General features: G+C 73.9%; 14 protein-coding genes. 7 read left to right on the top strand and 7 right to left on the bottom strand.

Annotated elements, in window-relative coordinates:
- The first annotated feature begins 118 nt into the window (after positions 1–118).
- The 3 genes from O7603_RS11265 to O7603_RS11255 all read left to right on the top strand — a co-directional run bounded on the left by O7603_RS11265 (position 119) and on the right by O7603_RS11255 (position 4,921).
- On the top strand, positions 119–757 hold the full coding sequence (locus O7603_RS11265; RefSeq protein WP_281575649.1) for a TetR/AcrR family transcriptional regulator: 639 nt from the start codon (positions 119–121) through the stop codon (positions 755–757).
- Positions 758–901: 144 nt separating this feature from the next.
- The gene (locus O7603_RS11260) at positions 902–2,998 is read left to right on the top strand and encodes a DUF6077 domain-containing protein (protein WP_281575648.1); all 2,097 of its coding nucleotides are present in this window, start codon (positions 902–904) and stop codon (positions 2,996–2,998) included.
- A 165-nt stretch (positions 2,999–3,163) separates the two neighbouring features.
- Positions 3,164–4,921, top strand: a complete 1,758-nt coding sequence (locus tag O7603_RS11255; RefSeq protein WP_281575647.1) for a CDP-glycerol glycerophosphotransferase family protein — start codon at positions 3,164–3,166, stop codon at positions 4,919–4,921.
- A 16-nt stretch (positions 4,922–4,937) separates the two neighbouring features.
- Here O7603_RS11255 and O7603_RS11250 read toward each other — a convergent pair whose 3' ends face one another.
- A complete protein-coding gene (locus tag O7603_RS11250; protein ID WP_281575646.1) occupies positions 4,938–5,276 on the bottom strand; it encodes a DUF952 domain-containing protein in 339 nt (112 codons plus the stop codon).
- Between the two features lie 95 nt (positions 5,277–5,371).
- On the opposite strand from O7603_RS11250, the gene O7603_RS11245 reads away from it, so the two are divergent.
- From O7603_RS11245 to O7603_RS11235, 3 genes are all read left to right on the top strand, one after another.
- Positions 5,372–5,683, top strand: coding sequence for a hypothetical protein (locus O7603_RS11245; RefSeq protein WP_281575645.1), 312 nt, complete (start codon positions 5,372–5,374; stop codon positions 5,681–5,683).
- Between the two features lie 130 nt (positions 5,684–5,813).
- Positions 5,814–6,482 carry a response regulator transcription factor gene (locus O7603_RS11240; RefSeq protein ID WP_281575644.1) on the top strand — a complete coding sequence of 223 codons (669 nt, stop codon included), beginning with the start codon at positions 5,814–5,816 and terminating at the stop codon, positions 6,480–6,482.
- A gap of 7 nt (positions 6,483–6,489) precedes the next feature.
- Positions 6,490–7,950: a HAMP domain-containing sensor histidine kinase gene (locus O7603_RS11235; protein ID WP_281575643.1), complete on the top strand. Its 1,461-nt coding sequence runs from the start codon at positions 6,490–6,492 to the stop codon at positions 7,948–7,950.
- A 10-nt stretch (positions 7,951–7,960) separates the two neighbouring features.
- Here O7603_RS11235 and O7603_RS11230 read toward each other — a convergent pair whose 3' ends face one another.
- The 4 genes from O7603_RS11230 to O7603_RS11215 all read right to left on the bottom strand — a co-directional run bounded on the left by O7603_RS11230 (position 7,961) and on the right by O7603_RS11215 (position 12,230).
- A complete protein-coding gene (locus O7603_RS11230; protein ID WP_281575642.1) occupies positions 7,961–8,932 on the bottom strand; it encodes a TAXI family TRAP transporter solute-binding subunit in 972 nt (323 codons plus the stop codon).
- An 87-nt stretch (positions 8,933–9,019) separates the two neighbouring features.
- Positions 9,020–9,694 carry a hypothetical protein gene (locus O7603_RS11225; RefSeq protein ID WP_281575641.1) on the bottom strand — a complete coding sequence of 225 codons (675 nt, stop codon included), beginning with the start codon at positions 9,692–9,694 and terminating at the stop codon, positions 9,020–9,022.
- A gap of 103 nt (positions 9,695–9,797) precedes the next feature.
- Positions 9,798–10,595, bottom strand: a complete 798-nt coding sequence (gene yaaA, locus O7603_RS11220; RefSeq protein ID WP_281575640.1) for a peroxide stress protein YaaA — start codon at positions 10,593–10,595, stop codon at positions 9,798–9,800.
- A gap of 9 nt (positions 10,596–10,604) precedes the next feature.
- Positions 10,605–12,230: a hypothetical protein gene (locus O7603_RS11215; RefSeq protein ID WP_281575639.1), complete on the bottom strand. Its 1,626-nt coding sequence runs from the start codon at positions 12,228–12,230 to the stop codon at positions 10,605–10,607.
- Between the two features lie 126 nt (positions 12,231–12,356).
- Here O7603_RS11215 and O7603_RS11210 point away from each other — a divergent pair, with 126 nt between their 5' ends.
- Positions 12,357–13,397 (top strand): phosphatase domain-containing protein, encoded by a 1,041-nt coding sequence (locus O7603_RS11210; RefSeq protein WP_281575638.1) that lies wholly within the window; start codon positions 12,357–12,359, stop codon positions 13,395–13,397.
- A gap of 77 nt (positions 13,398–13,474) precedes the next feature.
- Here O7603_RS11210 and glgB read toward each other — a convergent pair whose 3' ends face one another.
- Positions 13,475–15,577, bottom strand: coding sequence for a 1,4-alpha-glucan branching protein GlgB (gene glgB / locus O7603_RS11205; protein WP_281575637.1), 2,103 nt, complete (start codon positions 15,575–15,577; stop codon positions 13,475–13,477).
- The gene (locus O7603_RS11200) at positions 15,565–17,661 is read right to left on the bottom strand and encodes an alpha-1,4-glucan--maltose-1-phosphate maltosyltransferase (protein WP_281575636.1); all 2,097 of its coding nucleotides are present in this window, start codon (positions 17,659–17,661) and stop codon (positions 15,565–15,567) included. The genes glgB and O7603_RS11200 overlap by 13 nt, the downstream gene beginning before the upstream one ends.
- Positions 17,662–17,697: the final 36 nt, after the last annotated feature.

Raw genomic sequence — 17,697 nt, 5'->3', positions numbered from 1 at the left:
GCCGGTGCGGGGGAGCGCCGCCTCGTCGCTGCGTGGACAGTAGTCCGAAACACGTCGGGACGCAACCGTATCGTCGTTGCGCTACGCTGGTCGCCGTGACGTGCGGAAAGAGTTCCAGGTGACGACCGAGAAGAGGCGCGCGCCCGCGGGCGCGGCGGTGCTCCGTGACGACATCACCACGGCCATCCGTCGCGCGTTGATGCAGGAGCTCGCCGCCGTCGGCTACGGCCGGCTCTCGATGGAGGCGGTGGCCCGCCGGGCCGGGGTGAGCAAGACCGCGATCTATCGGCGGTGGAACTCGAAGCTCGACCTGGTGCTGGAGCTCGTCGCCGCCGCTGCGCACGGCCGCCTGCCGGCGCTCGACACCGGCAGCCTGCGTGGCGATCTGGGGCTGCTCTTCCAGGTGGTGGCACAGGCCCTGCGACACTCGCTGGCCTCGCAGATCATCCCCGACCTGCTCGCCGAGGCCGCCCGCAACCCGACCATCGACCAGACCCTCCAGCAGGTGCTGCGGGCCCGGCAGCAGGAGATCGGCGGACGGCTGATCAGCCGCGCCGTCGAGCGCGGCGAGCTGCCGGCCGACACCAACCCGGAGGTGGCCGTCGACCTGATCGTCGGCCCGCTCTACTGGCGGTTGGCGATCGCCCGCCTGCCGCTGACGGAGACGTACCTGGACGCCCTCGTGGAAGCGGTGGTCGCGGGACTGGGTGCAGGGAGCGGCGTGCCGCATCAGCGCGATGCTGTCGGAGGTAGGTGAACACGCGATGTCCCGCCGGCCACCACGGGACCAACGTATGGGGGCGAGCCCGGTAGGCTGCACCCGCCCATCCGGGCATCCCCCGTGTCGATGCCAGGACGGCCCGGCGCCGGCGCGCGAACGGAACGACGAGAAGGACGGCTCGTGACGGAAGTCAAGGACGCTGTGGTGACAACCGCGTCGGTGGAGGGCGGGACGGGCCCGAGCGCCGCGCGGAGGCAGGGTCTGGCCCGGCGGATCACCGCCGGCGTCGCGGCCGCACCGGCCCTGCTCACCGACGCCGGCGTGCTGGCTTTCGCGCTCTGGACGGTGCTCTACCACGCGGCGTTCATCTTCAGCCTCGCCCCGTCGGTGACCCTCAAGATCTGGCTGGTCGGCTGCGTGCTGCTGGCCGGCGTGGCGCTGCTGCGCGCCCGCCGCCGCGCGTCGGCCGTGGCCGACCGGTCGACCGACGGTGCGCCGGACGCCCCGCCCGCCTCGGCGGCCCTTCCGCGTCGCTGGCTGGTCGTGGTGCTGGTCGCCGCCGCCATCGCCGCGGTCACCGCCGGGCTCGCCGGCGTCAGCGCCGGGGACGGCATCTCCTGGTGGATCCCGGCGGTGGCCGGCGCGGTCGCCGGCGTCGGGGGCATGCTGCTGCTGCGCCGGGCCTGGCTGGCCACGCCGCAGCCGGTCCCGGCCGTCACCGCGCCGACCGCCCTTCAGTCGGGGTACGCGCTCGTCGTCTCCGGGCTCGTCGCGGTCTCCTCGTTCTTCCTGGCCCGCAACACCCCCGACGACGTCTACTACGTCGGCAAGTCGGTCTGGGTCGCCGAGCGCGACATCGTGCCGCTGCGGGACTTTTTGTTCACCGAGAACGTCGCGCACGCGATGGGCTCCCAGCCACCGATCGCCTCGATCGAGGTGTTCGCCGGCGCGCTCGCCCGGGTGATCGGCATTCACGCCGCCTCGGCGACCTGGTACGTGCTGCTGCCGATCATGGCGGTGCTCGCGATCCTGTCCCTCTGGCGGCTGGTGCACCGGTGGGCGCCGCGCCGCCCGCTGCTCGCCTTCACCGTCGCCGTCGCCTACCTCTACCTGGTGGCCGGCGCGGACGCGGCGCTCGGCACCTTCCACCTGCCACGGCTCTACGAGGGCAAGGGGATGTTCGTCTCGGCGGTCATCCCGCTGATGTGGCTCTACCTGACCAAGTGGTTCGACACCCGGTCGCGCCGCAGCCTGCTGCTCGTCATCGCGCTCTCGATCACCGCGATCGGCCTCACCACCACCGCCGCGATCATCCTGCCGATGCTGGCCGGAGCCGCGGCCTTCGCCATGCTGCTGGTCGGCCGGTGGAAGGACGCGCTGATCGCCGGCGCCGCGGCGGTGGTCTACCCGGTCGGCTCGGTGGTGGTCTCCCAGCTCATCCTCGGCTCCGGGGCGGCCGCCGGGGCGGACGACGCGTTCTTCGACGCCGAGTACACCTACAAGCGGACCCTGCTGGTCGGTGTGGTCGGGGTGATCAGCGGCCTCGCGCTCTGGTGCGGCCCGCTGCTGGCCCGCCGCCGCACTCCCGCGCTGCTCGCGGCCGGAGCCACCCTGGCGCTCAGCGTGCTGCTCGTCCCCGGTGTGCTGGAGGCGCTGAGCGCGCTGAGTGGCATCTCCGTGGTGCTCTGGCGGGTGCCGTGGCTGCTCGCCCTGCCGACGTTGATCGGGTTGCTCTGCACGATCGACGTGCCCGCGCCGACGCTGGTGCTGCGCCGGGTGGCGAGCGTCGGGATCGCGGCCGCGATGGTGGCGAGCTTCGCCCTCTTCGCCACTCCCATGTGGTCCCCGACGAGTTGGGTGACGGTGCACGACCGGCCCACCTGGAAGCTGCCGCAGCAGCGGCAGCGGATCGCGTTCTGGATCAAGGATCTGGACCGTCCGGACGGGCTGGTCCTCGCCCCGTCGGTGATCATGCGAACGTCCCTCGTCGTCACCAGCCGGGTCCGGGTCGTACTGCCACGCGACTTCTACCTCGTCGAATACGACCTGAACTCGGACTTCGCCAAGGACCGTCTGCTCCTGGCCGGCTTCGCCGACGGGCGGATCCAGCCCACCCGGGCCGAGCTGGTCCCGGCGTTCCAGCGACTGGATGTCGGCACCATCTGCGTCTACAACGGCAACACCTACGCCCGCGACCTGGCACCGCAGCTCGGCTACACGGAGTTCGCCAAGCGCCGGGCTCCGGGGGCGGTGACCTGCTTCCGGCGTGACGGCTGACGCCGGCGCGCCGCCTCCGGTCGTCCCGGGATGCGGTGGCCAGCTTTGACCGGAATGCGCCGCGATACCCGAGCGACGCCCGGCTGTCCCTTCGCGTTAAGGTCGCAGTCATCTGCTGGCGGTTCGTGGCGGGCCCACCATTGATCTCTTAGGGGAGCGTACTCGTTGTTCGGCACGTTGACTGGACGAATCGGAGTGGCCGCACGGGGCGCACTGCTGGTGCTGTCCTACCTGGTCATGCTCGCCGCCGGCGCCCTGGGTTGGGTCGCCGTCTTCGCCGTCGCCGGGCTGGCCGCCGTCCTGGGTGAGTTCGCCCTCAGCCGCTGGTCGCCGCAGTCCGAGGTGTTGCTGGAGAAGGTCGGGCTGCACCGCTCGTACCGGCAGCTGACCCGGGACCTCGCGGCCGTGCTGCTCGTCGCCGCGGAGGTGCCGCTCAGCGGCGTGGAGCTGACGCTGCTGCTGGTGCTGCCCGCCGCGGTCTGGGTGATCTCGGTCTTCTCCGGTGCGCTCTCCACGATGATCGACCGGCGGAACCCGCTGTCCGCGCTGGTCCGCAACATCGACCTCGGCCCGTTGAAGTCGGCCCCCCGCCCGCCGGCCTGGGCCCAGGCGGTCGCCGGCGACCGGATGCCCCTGCTGAACATCCTGCTGGTGCCGGCCGCGGTGGCCGCCGCGGTGCAGGACGACGTGACCCCGTTCCTCGTCGCCGGCGCGGTCGCGCTGGGGGTGACCGCGGTGATCGGCGCCGTCATCGTGCTGACCTGGCTGCGCGGCCGGGGCAGTGGGCAGGGTCCGCTGCTGCCCGCCGTGCAGCGCTGGCTCGACACCTACCGCCCCGAGGTCGCGCTCTACTTCGCCGGCCCGGCCAAGGACGTCTACCAGGCCAACATGTGGCTCGCCCCGACCGAGGCGCTCGACCAGCGCGCGGTCGTGCTGATGCGCAGCCGGGAGGCGTTCGGAGAGCTCGCCGACACCCGGCTGCCGGTGATCTGCGTGCCGGCCGGCGTGGACTTCATGAACCTGGAGCTGGGCAGCGTCCGCGCGGCGCTCTACGCCGCGAACGTCGGCGCGAACATCCACATGCTCCGCGAGCCGGGCATGAAGCACGTGTTCGTCGGGCACGGCGACAGCGACAAGCAGGCCAGCGTCAACCCGTACAGCAAGGTGTACGACGAGGTCTGGGTCGCCGGCCTCGCCGGCCGGGAGCGGTACGCGCGGGCCGGCGTCGGGGTGCTCGACTCCGACATCGTCGAGATCGGACGCCCGCAGCTGGCCGGCGTGCACACCTTCGGCGCCGAGTCGGTCGACCGGCCGTTCACCGTGCTCTACGCGCCGACCTGGGAGGGCTGGCTCGACGACGACCCGTACCACACCTCGCTGGTGCTGATGGGCGAGCGGATCGTCAAGGGGCTGCTGGCCACCACGCCGCAGGTCCGGCTCATCTACAAGCCGCACCCGCTGACCGGCTCCCGCTCCAAGGAGGCCAAGGCGGTGCACGACCGGATCGTGGAGCGCATCCGGGCGGCCGGCGGCGACACCGACGCGTCCTCGCTCGACGGCACCCGCCACCTGGTGGTGACCGGCCGCGTGCCGGCGCTGTTCGACTGCTTCAACCAGACGAACCTGCTGGTCAGTGACGTGTCCAGCGTGGTGTCGGACTTCGTGCAGAGCCAGCGGCCGTACGTGGTGGCCAACCCCGGCGGGTTGCCGGAGGACGAGTTCCGCCGCGAGTACCCGACGTCGCGGGCGGCGTACCTGCTCTCCCGGGACTGCGGCGAGCTGGAGAAGATCGTCGCGGTGACCCGGGCGGGGGACGACCCGATGACCGAGGCCCGGCGGGAGCTGAAGACCTACCTGCTCGGCCCGGCCGAGGCCAACCCGATGGACCGGTTCCAGGAGGAGATCGCCCGGCTCTGCCGGTGACGGGTGTCGGTGGTGGTCAGCCCAGCAGGGCGGCCACCGCCTCGGCGGCCGGGGTGTCCGCCGGCAGCGCGTCGGCGGCGACCACCGCGGCCGCCGGCAGCGGGCCGTACAGGTGCGGGAAGCGCTGCCCGCCGCGCGACGGCTCCCAACGCAGCCGGTCGCCGAGTCGGTCCGGGTCGACGGTGAGCAGGGTGAGCCCGGTCGTCCCGGAGAAGTGCCGTCGCGCCGTCTCCACGACCTGATCGGCGCCGGAGAGGTGGATGAACCCGTCCTGGCGGTCCACCGCCGTGCCGGACAGGTGCCCGGCCGCCCGCGCGTCGTCCCACTCGGTGGTCGGCAGCAGCTTGTAGATCACCTCCGCAGCGTACGCGCCGTTTCGGCGGTACCGGCCCGGTCGTCCGCCCGGGGCCGGCATGCTCTCAGGTGGAGCGGGTCGCGGAGGGATGGGCGATGGCGAACTACGACGACGACTGGACCGACAGCCAGCGCGCGCTGTACGACGAGTGCTACCAGGCCGGCAGCGAGTGGGCGGACGACCCGGACACCCCCTCGGACGACGTGCAGCACGTGATCAACCTGGCCGAGGCGGACGACGACAGCCTCGGGGACTCCGAGATCGACTTCCCGCCCCTGGTCGACGCGGTCACCCAGGCCACCGGTGAGAACCTCACCAGCGTTCCGGCCAGCCACGACGATCCCGGCTTCCGCGGCTTCACCGACGGGGTACGCGACGCCACGGCCGAGGACGTCTTCGGCCTCTGACCGGCCCGCGCGGAGGACGGCGGCCGCCACGGCCCCCCCGACCCGCGCGCCGCCCGGGCGCGAGACCGCCGACCGGCTCTCCCGTCCGGGCCGGGCGTCTGCCACCATTCGCAGAACGACCGTTCGACGGATGGGGGCGCGGGTGCGGATCCTGCTGGTCGAGGACGACCGCCGGGTCGCCGCCGCGCTGTCGTCCGCGCTCAGCCGTCGCGGGTACGAGGTCGAGCACGCCGCCACGGTCGCCGCGGCGCTCTCCGCGGCCCCGTGCGACCTGGTGCTGCTCGACCTGACGCTGCCCGACGGGGACGGCACCGACCTGTGCCGTGAGCTGCGCCGGCGCAGCAGCCAGTTGGGCATCATCGCGGTCACCGCCCGGGGTGAGGAGCGGGACCGGGTGCTCGGGCTGCGCCTCGGCGCGGACGACTACGTGGTGAAGCCCTTCTCGATGGTGGAGTTGCAGGCGCGCATCGAGGCGGTGCTCCGCCGCGCCGCCCACGCCGTGCCGGAGCGGAACCTGATCGAGGCCGGTCCGGTCCGCATCGACGTCCCGGCCCGGACGGTGACCGTCGACGGCCGGGCGGTGGCGCTCACCCGCAAGGAGTTCGACGTCCTGCTCTCCCTGGCCCGCCAGCCCGGTGTGGCCGTGCCCCGGGACCGCATCCTGCTGGACGCCTGGGGCACCACCTGGACCGACCGGCACACCGTCGAGGTGCACGTCGGTTCCCTACGCGGCAAGCTGGGCGACCCCCGTCTGGTGGAGACGGTGCGCGGGGCCGGCTACCGGCTGCGGGGCGGGTGAGAGCCGGATGCGTCGTCGGCTGGTGATCAGCTACCTGCTGCTGATGGTGCTGGTCCTCATCGCGCTGGAGACGCCGCTCGCGATCACGCTGGCCACCCGGGAGACCGACCGGGTGCGGGCCGACCGTCTCGCCGACGCCACCCGGTTCGCCTCGCTCGCCGGCCCGGCGCTGCGCGGCGGCAGCCCCGGCCCGCTCGACAGTGAGCTGCGCAGCTACGACGACCTGTACGCGATCGGCGCGGCGGTGGTGGACCGGGACCGGCGTACCGTCGTCGCCTCGGCGAGCTGGCGCGCCGCGCCGGGCACCCCGGAGGCGCTGGACACCGCCCTGGCGGGCCAGCAGTCCAGCGGACCGGAGTCGGTGTGGCCGTGGGTGGACGGCCCGGTCGTGGTGGCGGTGCCGATCAACGACGGCGGCGAGGTGCTCGGCGCGGTGGTGACCGTGACGCCCGCCGCCGCGGTACGCCGCACGGTCACCACCTGGTGGTTGCTGCTCGCCGGGACCGGTCTGCTCGCCGTGCTGGCCTGTGTGCTGACCGCGTTCGGGCTGGCCGGCTGGGTGCTGCGGCCGGTCACCGAGCTGGACGCGGTCACCCACGAGATCACCGAGGGGGACCGCAGCGCCCGGGTGCAGCACCAGGTCGGCCCGCCCGAGCTGCGGCGGCTGGCGGCTAGCTTCAACAACATGACCGCCGCGGTCTCGGACGTCATGGACCGGCAGCGGGCGTTCGTCGCGCACGCCAGTCACCAGCTGCGCAACCCGCTGACGGCGCTGCGGTTGCGGGTGGAGGAGCTGGGGCCGAGCCTGACCGACCCGCAGGGGCGGTCCGAGCACCGGCTGGCCCTGGAGGAGACCGACCGCCTCGCGCTGGTGCTCGACGCGCTGCTCACCCTGGCCCGCGCCGAGCGGCAGGAGAACGAGCGGGTCACCGTCGACGCCGCCGAGACGGCCGCGTCCCGGGTCGCCGCCTGGCAGCCGCTGGCCCGGCACCGGTCGGTGACGCTGCGGCTGGTGACGTCCGACGTGCCGGCGTACGCCCGCACCGTGCCGACCGCCGTGGACCAGGCCCTCGACGCCCTCATCGACAACGCGGTCAAGTTCAGCGGGGCCGGCGGTGAGGTGTCGGTGACCGTCGCCCGCCGCGACGGCGGGGTGGCGCTCGAGGTGCGGGACACCGGACCGGGGATGACCGAGAGCCAGCTGGGGCAGGCGACCGAGCGGTTCTGGCGGGCGCCGGACGTGCAGAACGTGGACGGCGCGGGGCTGGGGCTGACCATCGCCGCGGTGCTGGTCGACGCCTCGGACGGGCGGCTGACCATGCGCGCGGGTGAGCCGCGTGGCCTCGTCGCCGACCTCTGGTTCCCCGGCCCCGACGATGAGTGTCCCGGCCCCGGCGACGAGCCCGGGCCGACCGCCACCGACGTGGACCCGCCGGCGGTGGACCGGCTGCCCGCGGGCGCGGGTTAGGGCATGGTGGTCAGGGCTTCGCCGCCCGGTACCAGGCGGCGGCGCCGGGGTGCAGCGGCAGCGGCGAGGTGGCGATCGCCGACCGGGGGCTCATCCGCCCGGCCGCCGGGTGCGCCGCGGCCAGCTCCGACCGGCGCTCCATGAGTAACCGGGTCACGTTCCGGACCAGGGAATCCGGCAGGTCGGCGCGGACGATGAGGAAGTTCGGGTTGGCCACGGTGGTCACCGGGTCGACCCCGTACACCGACCGGGGTATGTCCCGGGAGACGTAGACCTCGCCGTAGCGGGCGCGCAGCGGCTCGGTCCACTCGCCGAGGTCCACGATCCGGGTCGGGCTGCCGCGGGCCAGGTCCGCGATGCCCCGCACCGGCAGCCCTCCGGAGAAGAAGAAGGCGTCGATCCGGCCGGACCGCAGCGCGGCCATCGAGTCGTCCAGGTTGAGCCGGGACCTGCGGACGCCGTCGCCGCCCAGCCCGGCCACGTCCAGCAGGCGGGTCGCGGTGATCTCGGTGCCGGAACCGGCCGCGCCGACCGACACCCGCCGGCCGCGCAGGTCCGCGACCGTGTGCACCGGCCCGCCGCCGGAGGTGACCAGGTGCAACTGGTCGTCGTACACCCGGGCGACCGCCGCGACCCGGGGGTCTCCGTCCGGGCCGGTCGGCAGGACATCGGCCTGGGTGAAGCCGAGTTCGGCCTCGCCGGCGGCGACGAGCCGGACGTTCTCCGCCGACGCGGGCGTGACCACCACGGTGGCCCGGACTCCGGGCAGCTCCCGGTTGAGGATCCCGGCCAGCGACTCCCCGAACGCGTGGTAGACCGCGGTGGGGCTGCCGGTGGCGATCCGGATGCGCACCGGCTCGCCGGGCGCGTCCCGGCAGCCGGCCAGGCCGACGCCCGCGACCAACAGTGCCGCCAGCAGCGCCGCGGGGTGGGCGGGGCGCCACCGGGCGCGCCCGGGCCAGGTACGACTCACGCGCTGCACTGTGCGCGGAAAGGGCGACCGGTCGCAACCCCCGCCGGGACGGCGCCCGGTGCCCTGACGGTCCGTCCGGCCCGGCGTCGCCGCCGGTCAGGCCGGGTCGGCGGCCCGCGCGGGGGCCAGCCGGGTGCGGTGCAGGATCTGGTCCCGGTCCGGGCCCTTCGCCACGCTGACCAGGAAACAGCCGGTGCCCGGCCGCAGCTCCGCCGGCACGCCGAGCAGGGCGGCGCTGCGGATGAGGACGGCGGCGAGTTCCCGGTCGGTGAGCCGGACGCCGAGGATGTGCCGGCGGACGTGCCGCCCGCCGGCCAGCAGGGCCGAGCGCCAGGCCGCCTCGGCCAGCCGGGGCACCCAGACCCGCCGGGCGGTGGACGCGCCGGGCACCGGCGCGCTCAGCAGTTCCCGGCGGCCCTGCCGCCAACCGGTCTCCAACAGCCGCGCGTAGCCAACCCGGTGCTCCCGCGGCACCCGCAGCCGGTGCAGCTCGTAGCGGCGGCGCAAGCCGCCGACGGCCGTCTCGTGCCCGACCGGGATGTCCAACCGGTCCAGCAGCTGCCGCAACCGCTGAGCGGCGTCCTCGCGGTTGAACTCCACGACGGACGCCGCGTAGGGAACGGCGGCGCGCGGGGGCCGCACCCCGGCCGGCGGAGGCATGCAGCGCAGCAGGCAGGCGGCCTCGAACGCGTCGGCCAGGGTCAACCAGTCCAACGGCGGCGGTGTCGACGGCCGGCGGGGCCGGTCGAGCAGAGCGGGTTCGCGGGCCAACGGGGGCGCTCCCTTGTCGGAGTCGAGGTCTTCCTACCGTGACCGGTGCGCGGCGGCAGGGGAACCGGTCCGGCCCAGCCTTGAGGAAATCTTGCGACTGCCCTCAGAGCTCGGTGACCACCACGTCCACCTGGCGTGGCCGTCCGGCCGGCACCGGCTGCTCCAGCACCGTGTACTTGAGGTCCCGCAGCGTGGTGACGATCTGGTCGGCGGTGCGTGGCCGGGCCCCGGCGAGCAGCAGGTCGCGCACCAGCCGGCCCTTGGTCGCCTTGTTGAAGTGGCTCACCACGGACCGGACCGGCACACCGTCCACCTCCCGCTCGTGCAGGACCCGGACGGTCACCGTCCGGTCCGCCAGCTCGCCCCGAGGCGTCCAGGTGGCCGCGTACGCGCCGGAGCGCAGGTCGAGGACCGGCCGGTCGCCGGCCGCCGCGGTCAGCGCCGGCGCCAGCGCCCGCCGCCAGTACGCCGACAGCGCGCCCGGGCCGGGCAGCTTCGCCCCGATCGGGCAGCGGTAGGGCGGGATCCGGTCGGTGAGCCGCACCGCGCCCCACAGCCCGGAGCTGATCAGCACCGACCGGCGCGCCGCCCGCTCCGCGGTCGGCGGCAACGAACCCAGGTCCAGCGCCTCGTAGAGCACCCCGGTGTAGATCCGGGCGGCCGGCGCGGTGGCCGCCCGAGGCAGCCGCGCGTTGCGCCGCAGCTCGTCCCGCTGGCCCTCGCTGAGCCCGAGTGCGGCCCGGGCCCCGACCTCGTCCGGCCCGCCGCTGTGCGCGACGAGCGCGGCCAGCACCTCCTCGCGGGCCGGGGTCAGCTCGGGCAGGGAGAGCCGGGACAGGTCCACCCGCCGGCCGGTCCCGGCGTCGGCCTTCCCCTCCGACGGCGGCAGCAGGATGAGCACCGCTGGAATCTACCGCCAGGGCCGTACCGGGGTCTCCGGGTGGTACACGCGGTACTCACCGATCTCGCGTACCGGGGTGCTGTCGAGGCGGTCGCCGAGCAGCCGGCGGAGCCGGAACTCCGCCGCCGAGCCGGCCTCCACCACGTACCCGGGCCGGTCGGCCCGACCCACCTGCCGCCAGTACGGCAGGTACCGGTTCTGCCCCGGGTTGAGGGCGCCGTCGACCACCCCGCAGACGACCTCCTCCGCGGTGTTGAAGACCAGCCGGTTGCAGATCCAGTAGTCCCCGTACACCTCGCGCGGCCCGTCGGCGCGCAGCGCGGCGGCCAGTTCCCGGGCCTGCCGCTCCTCGTCCCGGGAGCCCGCGACGCCGGTGGCGGCGAACCGCACGGTGGCGACCAGGCTGATCACGGTCAGCCCGGCCAGCACGGCGGCGGCCACCGCGCCGGTCAGCCGGCCGAGCATGCCCACCGTCCCGCGCCAGCCGGTGATCGCCGCCAGCCAGAGCGGCCAGAGCACCGCCGGCAGCGAGATCTGCAGCACCGACAGGTAGCGCGCGTTGCCCAGCGGGTCGGTGGCGGCGAGCGGGCTGCGCACGTACGACAGCAGGGTGAGCACCGCACCGACGACCAGGGCGAGATGCGCGACCGGCCCGACCCGGGACCCGCGCGGCGCCCCGGCCGTCCGGCCGTAGAAGACCACGGCGAGAGCCGCCGCGACGAGCAGCAGCACCGGGTAGAGCAGCCCGAACCACTCCTGCCACCGGGCGCAGCCGTCGATCGGGCAGAGCCCGCCGGCCAGCGGCACCCCCTCCACCAGGCCACCCCGGACGCGCTGCGACCACGGCGGCGCCGGGCCGGCACGGGTGCTGATCTCCTGGAGCACCGACCACGAGTCCTCGCCGGGCGGAGCCACCAGGTTGGCCCAGATCATCGGGGCGACGCCCACGACGAAACCCGCCACCAGCAGCGCCCCGCTCCACCCGAGCAGCTCCCGGCGGGCCGCGTAGAGCAGCAGCAGCCCGGCCACCGCCAGGTACGGCGCGATGAGCCAGTCCGACCACAGCGCCAGCCCGGCGAGCAGGCCGAACAGCCCGGCGGCCAGCCGCCGCCGGCGGATCGTGCCGGCGGCCAACCCCACCGCGATCAGCAGCATCAGCAGCACCGCCGGCTTGACCTCCGGCCGGCCGCCGACCACGGTCAGCTGGTCCCGGATCACCCGCTCCGGGCCGAGCGCCAGCAGGCCGACCACGAACGTGGCGAACCACGGCGAGCAGATCCGCCGGGTGAGCCGGTAGATCAGGTACAGGAAGACCGCGTAGAGGACCAGCATCGGCAGCCGCAGCACCGGCCAGCTGGGGCCGGCCAGCGCGATCAGTGGGGCGGCCAGGTACGACTCCAACATCCCCATGTAGCGCTGGCCGTAGAGGAACACCGGGTGCGCGCGGCCCTGCGAGATGTGCAGGGCGGCCAGCCCGAAGGTGGCCTCGTCGCTGTTCGACACCGGCACCGTGTACAGCGTGAGGACCAGCCGGTACCCGACCCCGACCAGCCCGAGCAGCAGCGCGACCAGCGCCGGCCGGTCGAGCCGCGGACGCCACCACCTGCGGTGCTGCACTGGTTGCGACACGACCACGCCCCCGTCGTCGTCCCGTCCGGAGTGTTTCACGGCCCCGGGGGCGGGCGCGGTCGATCGGGGCAGACCGGTCGGCGGAGATCGCCTCGCGTGGCCGGGACCGTGCCGGTGTGGCAGGGTGGCACCGTGTCACCCACTCCCGCCGGCCAACTGGCCGTCCCGCGCCTGCACCGGGCGGCGCGGATCGAGGACGCCGTGCACCAGCTCGTGGAGCGTCGGCTGCGACGCACCGGCTGGCGGATCAACATCGTCGCGTACACGGGCTACGGCGCGCCGGGCTGGGTGCGCGTGATGTGCCGGGTGCTGCTGGGCCGTCCGGACACCCGCCAGCGGGCCCGGCTGGAGAAGGTCCGCGGCTGGCGCAGCTTCACCACCCTGCCCGCCAAGCACATCACCGTGTCGATCGAGGCCGGCGACGTGCGGCAGGAGGCGCAGGCGGACCGGAGCGGGTTCGTCGACACCATGGTCAAGGCCGACCTGCCGCCCGGCTGGGGCTCAGTCCGGCTGAGCGTGCCGGACGCCGAACCGGTCGAGGCGCCGGTGCGCATCCTCGACCCGGACGTCCGCTTCGGCATCCTCTCCGACATCGACGACACGGTGATGGTGACCGCGCTGCCCCGGCCGCTGCTCGCCGCGTGGAACACGTTCGTGCTCGACGAGCACGCCCGCGCCGCGGTGCCCGGCATGGCGGTGCTCTACGAGCGGCTGGTCACCGCGCACCCGGGCGCGCCGGTCTTCTACCTGTCCACCGGCGCCTGGAACGTCGCGCCGACGCTCACCCGGTTCCTGTCACGGCACCTCTACCCGGCCGGGCCGCTGCTGCTCACCGACTGGGGCCCGACCGCCGACCGGTGGTTCCGCAGCGGCCGGGAGCACAAGCGGGCCACCCTCGCCCGGCTCGCCGGGGAGTTCCCCGACGTGCGCTGGCTGCTCGTCGGCGACGACGGCCAGCACGACCAGGAGATCTACCGCGAGTTCGCCGCCGCGCACCCGGACAACGTGGCCGGGGTGGCGATCCGCCGGCTCTCACCGACCCAGGCGGTGCTCGCCGGCAGTCTGCCCGTCCCGCACGACCGCCCGTCCGCGGGGCCGGTGGGGCAGAAGTGGCTGTCCGCACCGGACGGCGCGGGCCTGTGGCAGCTGCTCCGCGACGCCGGCCTGGTCTGACGTACGCACGAGCGGCGGTCCGTCGATCGCGGTCCCGTACGACGCGGTCGGCGCCCCGGCTTCGCCGCGGCGCCGGCTCACTCGCGGCGGAGCCAGAGCACGCCCAGCGGGGGCGCCTGGAGCGCGGCGGACGCGGGGAAGCCATGCCACGGCACGTCCTCGGCGTGCACCTCGCCCAGGTTGCCCACACCGGAGCCGCCGTAGTGGTGGGCGTCGGTGTTGAGAATCTCCTGCCACGTCCCCCCGGCCGGCAGGCCGACGCGGTAGTCGTGCAGCGGCAGGGCGGAGAAGTTCGCCACGCACACCAGGGTCGAGCCGTCCGGGGCGATCCGGACGAACGACACGGTGTTGTTGGCGACGTCGTCGCCGGCGATCCAGCGGAAACCGGCCGGCTCGGTGTCCTGCGCCCACAGCGCCGGCGTGGCCCGGTAGAGCCGGTTCAGGTCACCGACCAGCCGCTGCACCCCGGCCCGCGCCGGATCGTGCAGCAGATACCAGTCGAGCCCGCGCTCCTCGCTCCACTCCCGGTCGTCGGCCAGCTCGCAGCCCATGAAGAGCAGCTGCTTGCCCGGGTGCGCCCACATGTACGCCAGCAGCGCCCGCACGTTCGCCAGCCGCTGCCAGGTGTCGCCGGGCATCTTGCCGGCGAGCGAGCCCTTGCCGTGTACGACCTCGTCGTGGCTGATCGGCAGCACGTAGTTCTCGCTCCACGCGTACGCGAGGGAGAACGTGAGCTGGTGGTGGTGATGCTGGCGGTAGATCGGGTCCTTGGAGGTGTAGAGCAGGGTGTCGTGCATCCAGCCCATGTTCCACTTGAACCCGAACCCGAGCCCGCCCGAGTCGGTCGACCGGGTCACCCCCGGCCAGGCGGTGGACTCCTCGGCAACCATGACCGCCCCGGGGTGGTGCTTGTAGACGGTCGCGTTCACCTCCTGCATGAGCGCGATCGCCTCCAGGTTCTCCCGGCCGCCGTACTGGTTGGGCGCCCACTGCCCCTCCTGGCGGGAGTAGTCCAGGTAGAGCATGGAGGCCACCGCGTCCACCCGCAGCCCGTCGACGTGGAACTCCGCCAACCAGTAGAGCGCGTTCGCCACCAGGAAGTTGCGCACCTCGCGGCGGCCGAAGTCGAAGACGTACGTGCCCCAGTCGGGGTGCTCGCCGCGGCGCGGGTCGGGGTGCTCGTAGAGCGGGGTGCCGTCGAAGCGGGCCAGGGCCCACTCGTCGCGGGGGAAGTGCGCCGGCACCCAGTCGAGGATCACCCCGATCCCGGCCTGGTGCAGCCGGTCGACGAGGTGGCGGAAGTCGTCCGGGTCGCCGAACCGGGAGGTCGGGGCGAAGTATCCGGTGACCTGGTAACCCCATGAGCCGCCGAACGGGTGCTCCATCACCGGCAGGAACTCCACGTGGGTGAAGCCCAACTCGGTCACGTACGCGGTCAGCTCGTCGGCCAGCTCCCGGTAGCCGAGGCCGGGCCGCCAGGAGCCGAGGTGCACCTCGTACACGCTCATCGGCTCCTGGTGCGGGCGCTGCCGGGCCCGCCGCTCCAACCATGCCGCGTCGGACCACTCGTAGCGTGAGTGGTGCACGACCGACGCGGTGGCGGGCGGCACCTCGGCGTACGCGGCGAGCGGGTCGGCCTTGTCCCGCCAGCGGCCGTCGGCGCCGAGGACCCGGTACTTGTAGCGGGCCCCCGCCCGGGCGTCCGGCACGAAGATCTCCCACACCCCGGTGGAGCCGAGCGAGCGCATCGGCCAGCCGTCGTCCGGCGCCCAGCCGGTGAAGTCGCCGATCAGCCGCACGCCTCGCGCGTTCGGCGCCCAGACGGCGAACGCCACCCCCTCGTCGAAGACCCGGGCGCCCAGCGCCTCCCAGAGCCGCTCGTGCCGCCCCTCGCTGATGAGGTGCAGGTCCAGCTCACCGAGGGTGGGTGGGTAGCGGTACGGGTCGTCGTGCGTCACGCCGTCGACTTCGACCCGGTAGTCGAGCACGGTGCCCGGCACGGTGGCCTCGAAGACCCCGACGTCGTGCACCCGCTTCATCGGGTGGCGCTCCCCGTCGACCAGCACCGCGACGTCACCCGCGCCGCGACGCAGGGTGCGGATGGTGGTGCGCCCCTCCGCGGGGTGCGCGCCGAGCACCGCGTGCGGGTCGTGGGTGTGGCCGGCGATCAGCTGGTCCATCGGGTAGCGTCCTTCTGGGCGGGAGCGGTGGGGGCGGTGCCGCCCGAGAGGTCGTCGGGGACGGCTTCGACGGTGAGTTCCGCCGGGCCGGACGGTGCGGGGGTCGGCACGTCGGGCGGGACCGGGCGGCGCACGGTCAGCACGTGCGCCGGTTGCAGGTACGGGTCGAGTCGCACCGCGTTGCGCTGCCCCCAGTCGTAGCTGGTGCCGGTCAGCTCGTCGTGCACGGTGAACCGCTCGTGCCAGTCGAAGCCGAGCGCCGGCATGTCCAGGGTGGTGTTGCCCCACTGCACGCCCTGCGCGTCGAACGAGCAGATCACGATGACCGTGTTTCCGGTGTCCGCGTCGTGTTTGGACCAGCACAGCAGCGCCGGGTTGTCGATGTCGTGGAAGACCAGGTGGCGCAGCCCGCGCAGGGCCGGGTTGTCGCGCCGGACCCGGTTGAGGACGGCGATGAACGGCGCCAGCGAGCGGCCCTGCGCCAGCGCGCCGGCCCAGTCCCGCGGACGCAGCTCGTACTTCTCGTTGTCCAGGTACTCCTCCGCGCCGGGGCGGGCCACGTGCTCGAAGAGCTCGTAGCCCGCGTACATGCCCCACGAGGGGGAGAGCAGCGCGGCGAGCACCGCCCGGATCTTGAACATCGGGGGCCCGCCGTGCTGCAACGACTCGTGCAGGATGTCCGGGGTGTTCGGCCAGAAGTTCGGTCGCATGTAGTCGGCCGCCGCGACCAGTTCCTCGCAGTACGCGCGCATCTCCGCGGCCGACGTGCGCCAGGTGAAGTACGTGTACGACTGGGTGAAGCCGATCTTGCCGAGGCCGTGCATGATCGCCGGTCGGGTGAACGCCTCGGCGAGGAACAGCACGTCGGGGTCGACCTTCTTGACCTCCCAGATCAGCCAGTGCCAGAAGTCGAACGGCTTGGTGTGCGGGTTGTCCACCCGGAACATCCGGATGCCCTCGCCGACCCAGTGCAGCACCACCCGCAGGATCTCGGCCCGGATGCTCTCCGGGTCGTTGTCGAAGTTCAGCGGGTAGATGTCCTGGTACTTCTTCGGCGGGTTCTCCGCGTACGCGATCGTGCCGTCGGCCCGGGTGGTGAACCACTCCGGGTGCTCGGTCACCCACGGGTGGTCCGGCGCGCACTGCAACGCCAGGTCCATCGCCACCTCGAGGCCCTGCTCGGCGGCGGCCGCGACGAAGTCCCGGAAGTCCTCCGCCGTACCCAGGTCGGGGTGGATGGCGTCGTGGCCGCCCTCGGTCGCGCCGATCGCCCACGGCGAGCCGACGTCGTCCGGCCCGGCGGTCAGGGCGTTGTTGGGGCCCTTGCGGTGGACCCGGCCGATCGGGTGGATCGGCGGCAGGTAGAGCACGTCGAAGCCCATCGCCGCCACGCCGGGCAGCCGGTCCGTGGCGGTGGCGAACGTGCCGGACCGGGCCGGCGCGTCGACGGTGGCCGGCACCGCCCCCTCCGAGCGGGGGAAGAACTCGTACCAGGCGGAGAAGAGCGCGCGTTCGCGGTCCACCCAGAGCCGGTGCTCGTCGCCCGCGGTCACCAGTTCCCGGACCGGGTGGGCCCAGAGCAGGTCGGCCAGTTCCAGCGCTGGCGCGACCCGCTGCGGCAGCGGACGCCCGGTGTCGCGCAGCGCGGCGGCGGCCGCGACGACCCGCTTCCGCTCGGCGGCCGGTACCAGCGCCGCCGCCTCGTCCAGCACACGCGCCCCCTCGCCGAGGTCGTTGGCCAGGTCCTCCGGCCCCTGCCCGGCGGCGATCTTCTTGGTGACCGCGTGCTGCCAGGTCAGGTACGGGTCGGCGAACGCCTCCACGTGGAAGGTCCATTCGCCGACCGCGTCCGGCCGGATGGTGCCGTGCCAGCGATCCTGCCCCGGCTCGCCGGGCCGCATCCGGGTGGCGGGGCGGGTGGTGCCGTCCGGGCCGCGCCAGACCACGGTGCAGCCCAGCGCGTCGTGCCCCTCGCGGTAGGCCCGGGCCGTCACCGGCACCAGCTCACCGACCACCGCCTTGGCGGGGTAGCGACCGCACGAGACGACGGGGGAGACGTCTTCGATGGGGAACCGTCCAGTCACCCCGCCAACCTACTGCGTGTGATCCGCTTCCGCGCG

This window comes from Micromonospora sp. WMMD812 (assembly GCF_027497215.1).
Taxonomy (GTDB): domain Bacteria; phylum Actinomycetota; class Actinomycetes; order Mycobacteriales; family Micromonosporaceae; genus Micromonospora.
The sequence above is the reverse complement of the archived record's forward strand: the minus strand, read 5'-3'. Positions and strand labels throughout refer to the sequence as shown.

Coding starts and splice junctions, on each gene's coding strand:
- O7603_RS11245 (WP_281575645.1), top strand. CDS start 5,372: ATGGCGAACTACGACGACGACTGGACCGACAGCCAGCGCGCGCTGTAC.
- O7603_RS11240 (WP_281575644.1), top strand. CDS start 5,814: ATGGGGGCGCGGGTGCGGATCCTGCTGGTCGAGGACGACCGCCGGGTC.
- O7603_RS11235 (WP_281575643.1), top strand. CDS start 6,490: ATGCGTCGTCGGCTGGTGATCAGCTACCTGCTGCTGATGGTGCTGGTC.
- glgB (WP_281575637.1), bottom strand. CDS start 15,577: ATGGACCAGCTGATCGCCGGCCACACCCACGACCCGCACGCGGTGCTC.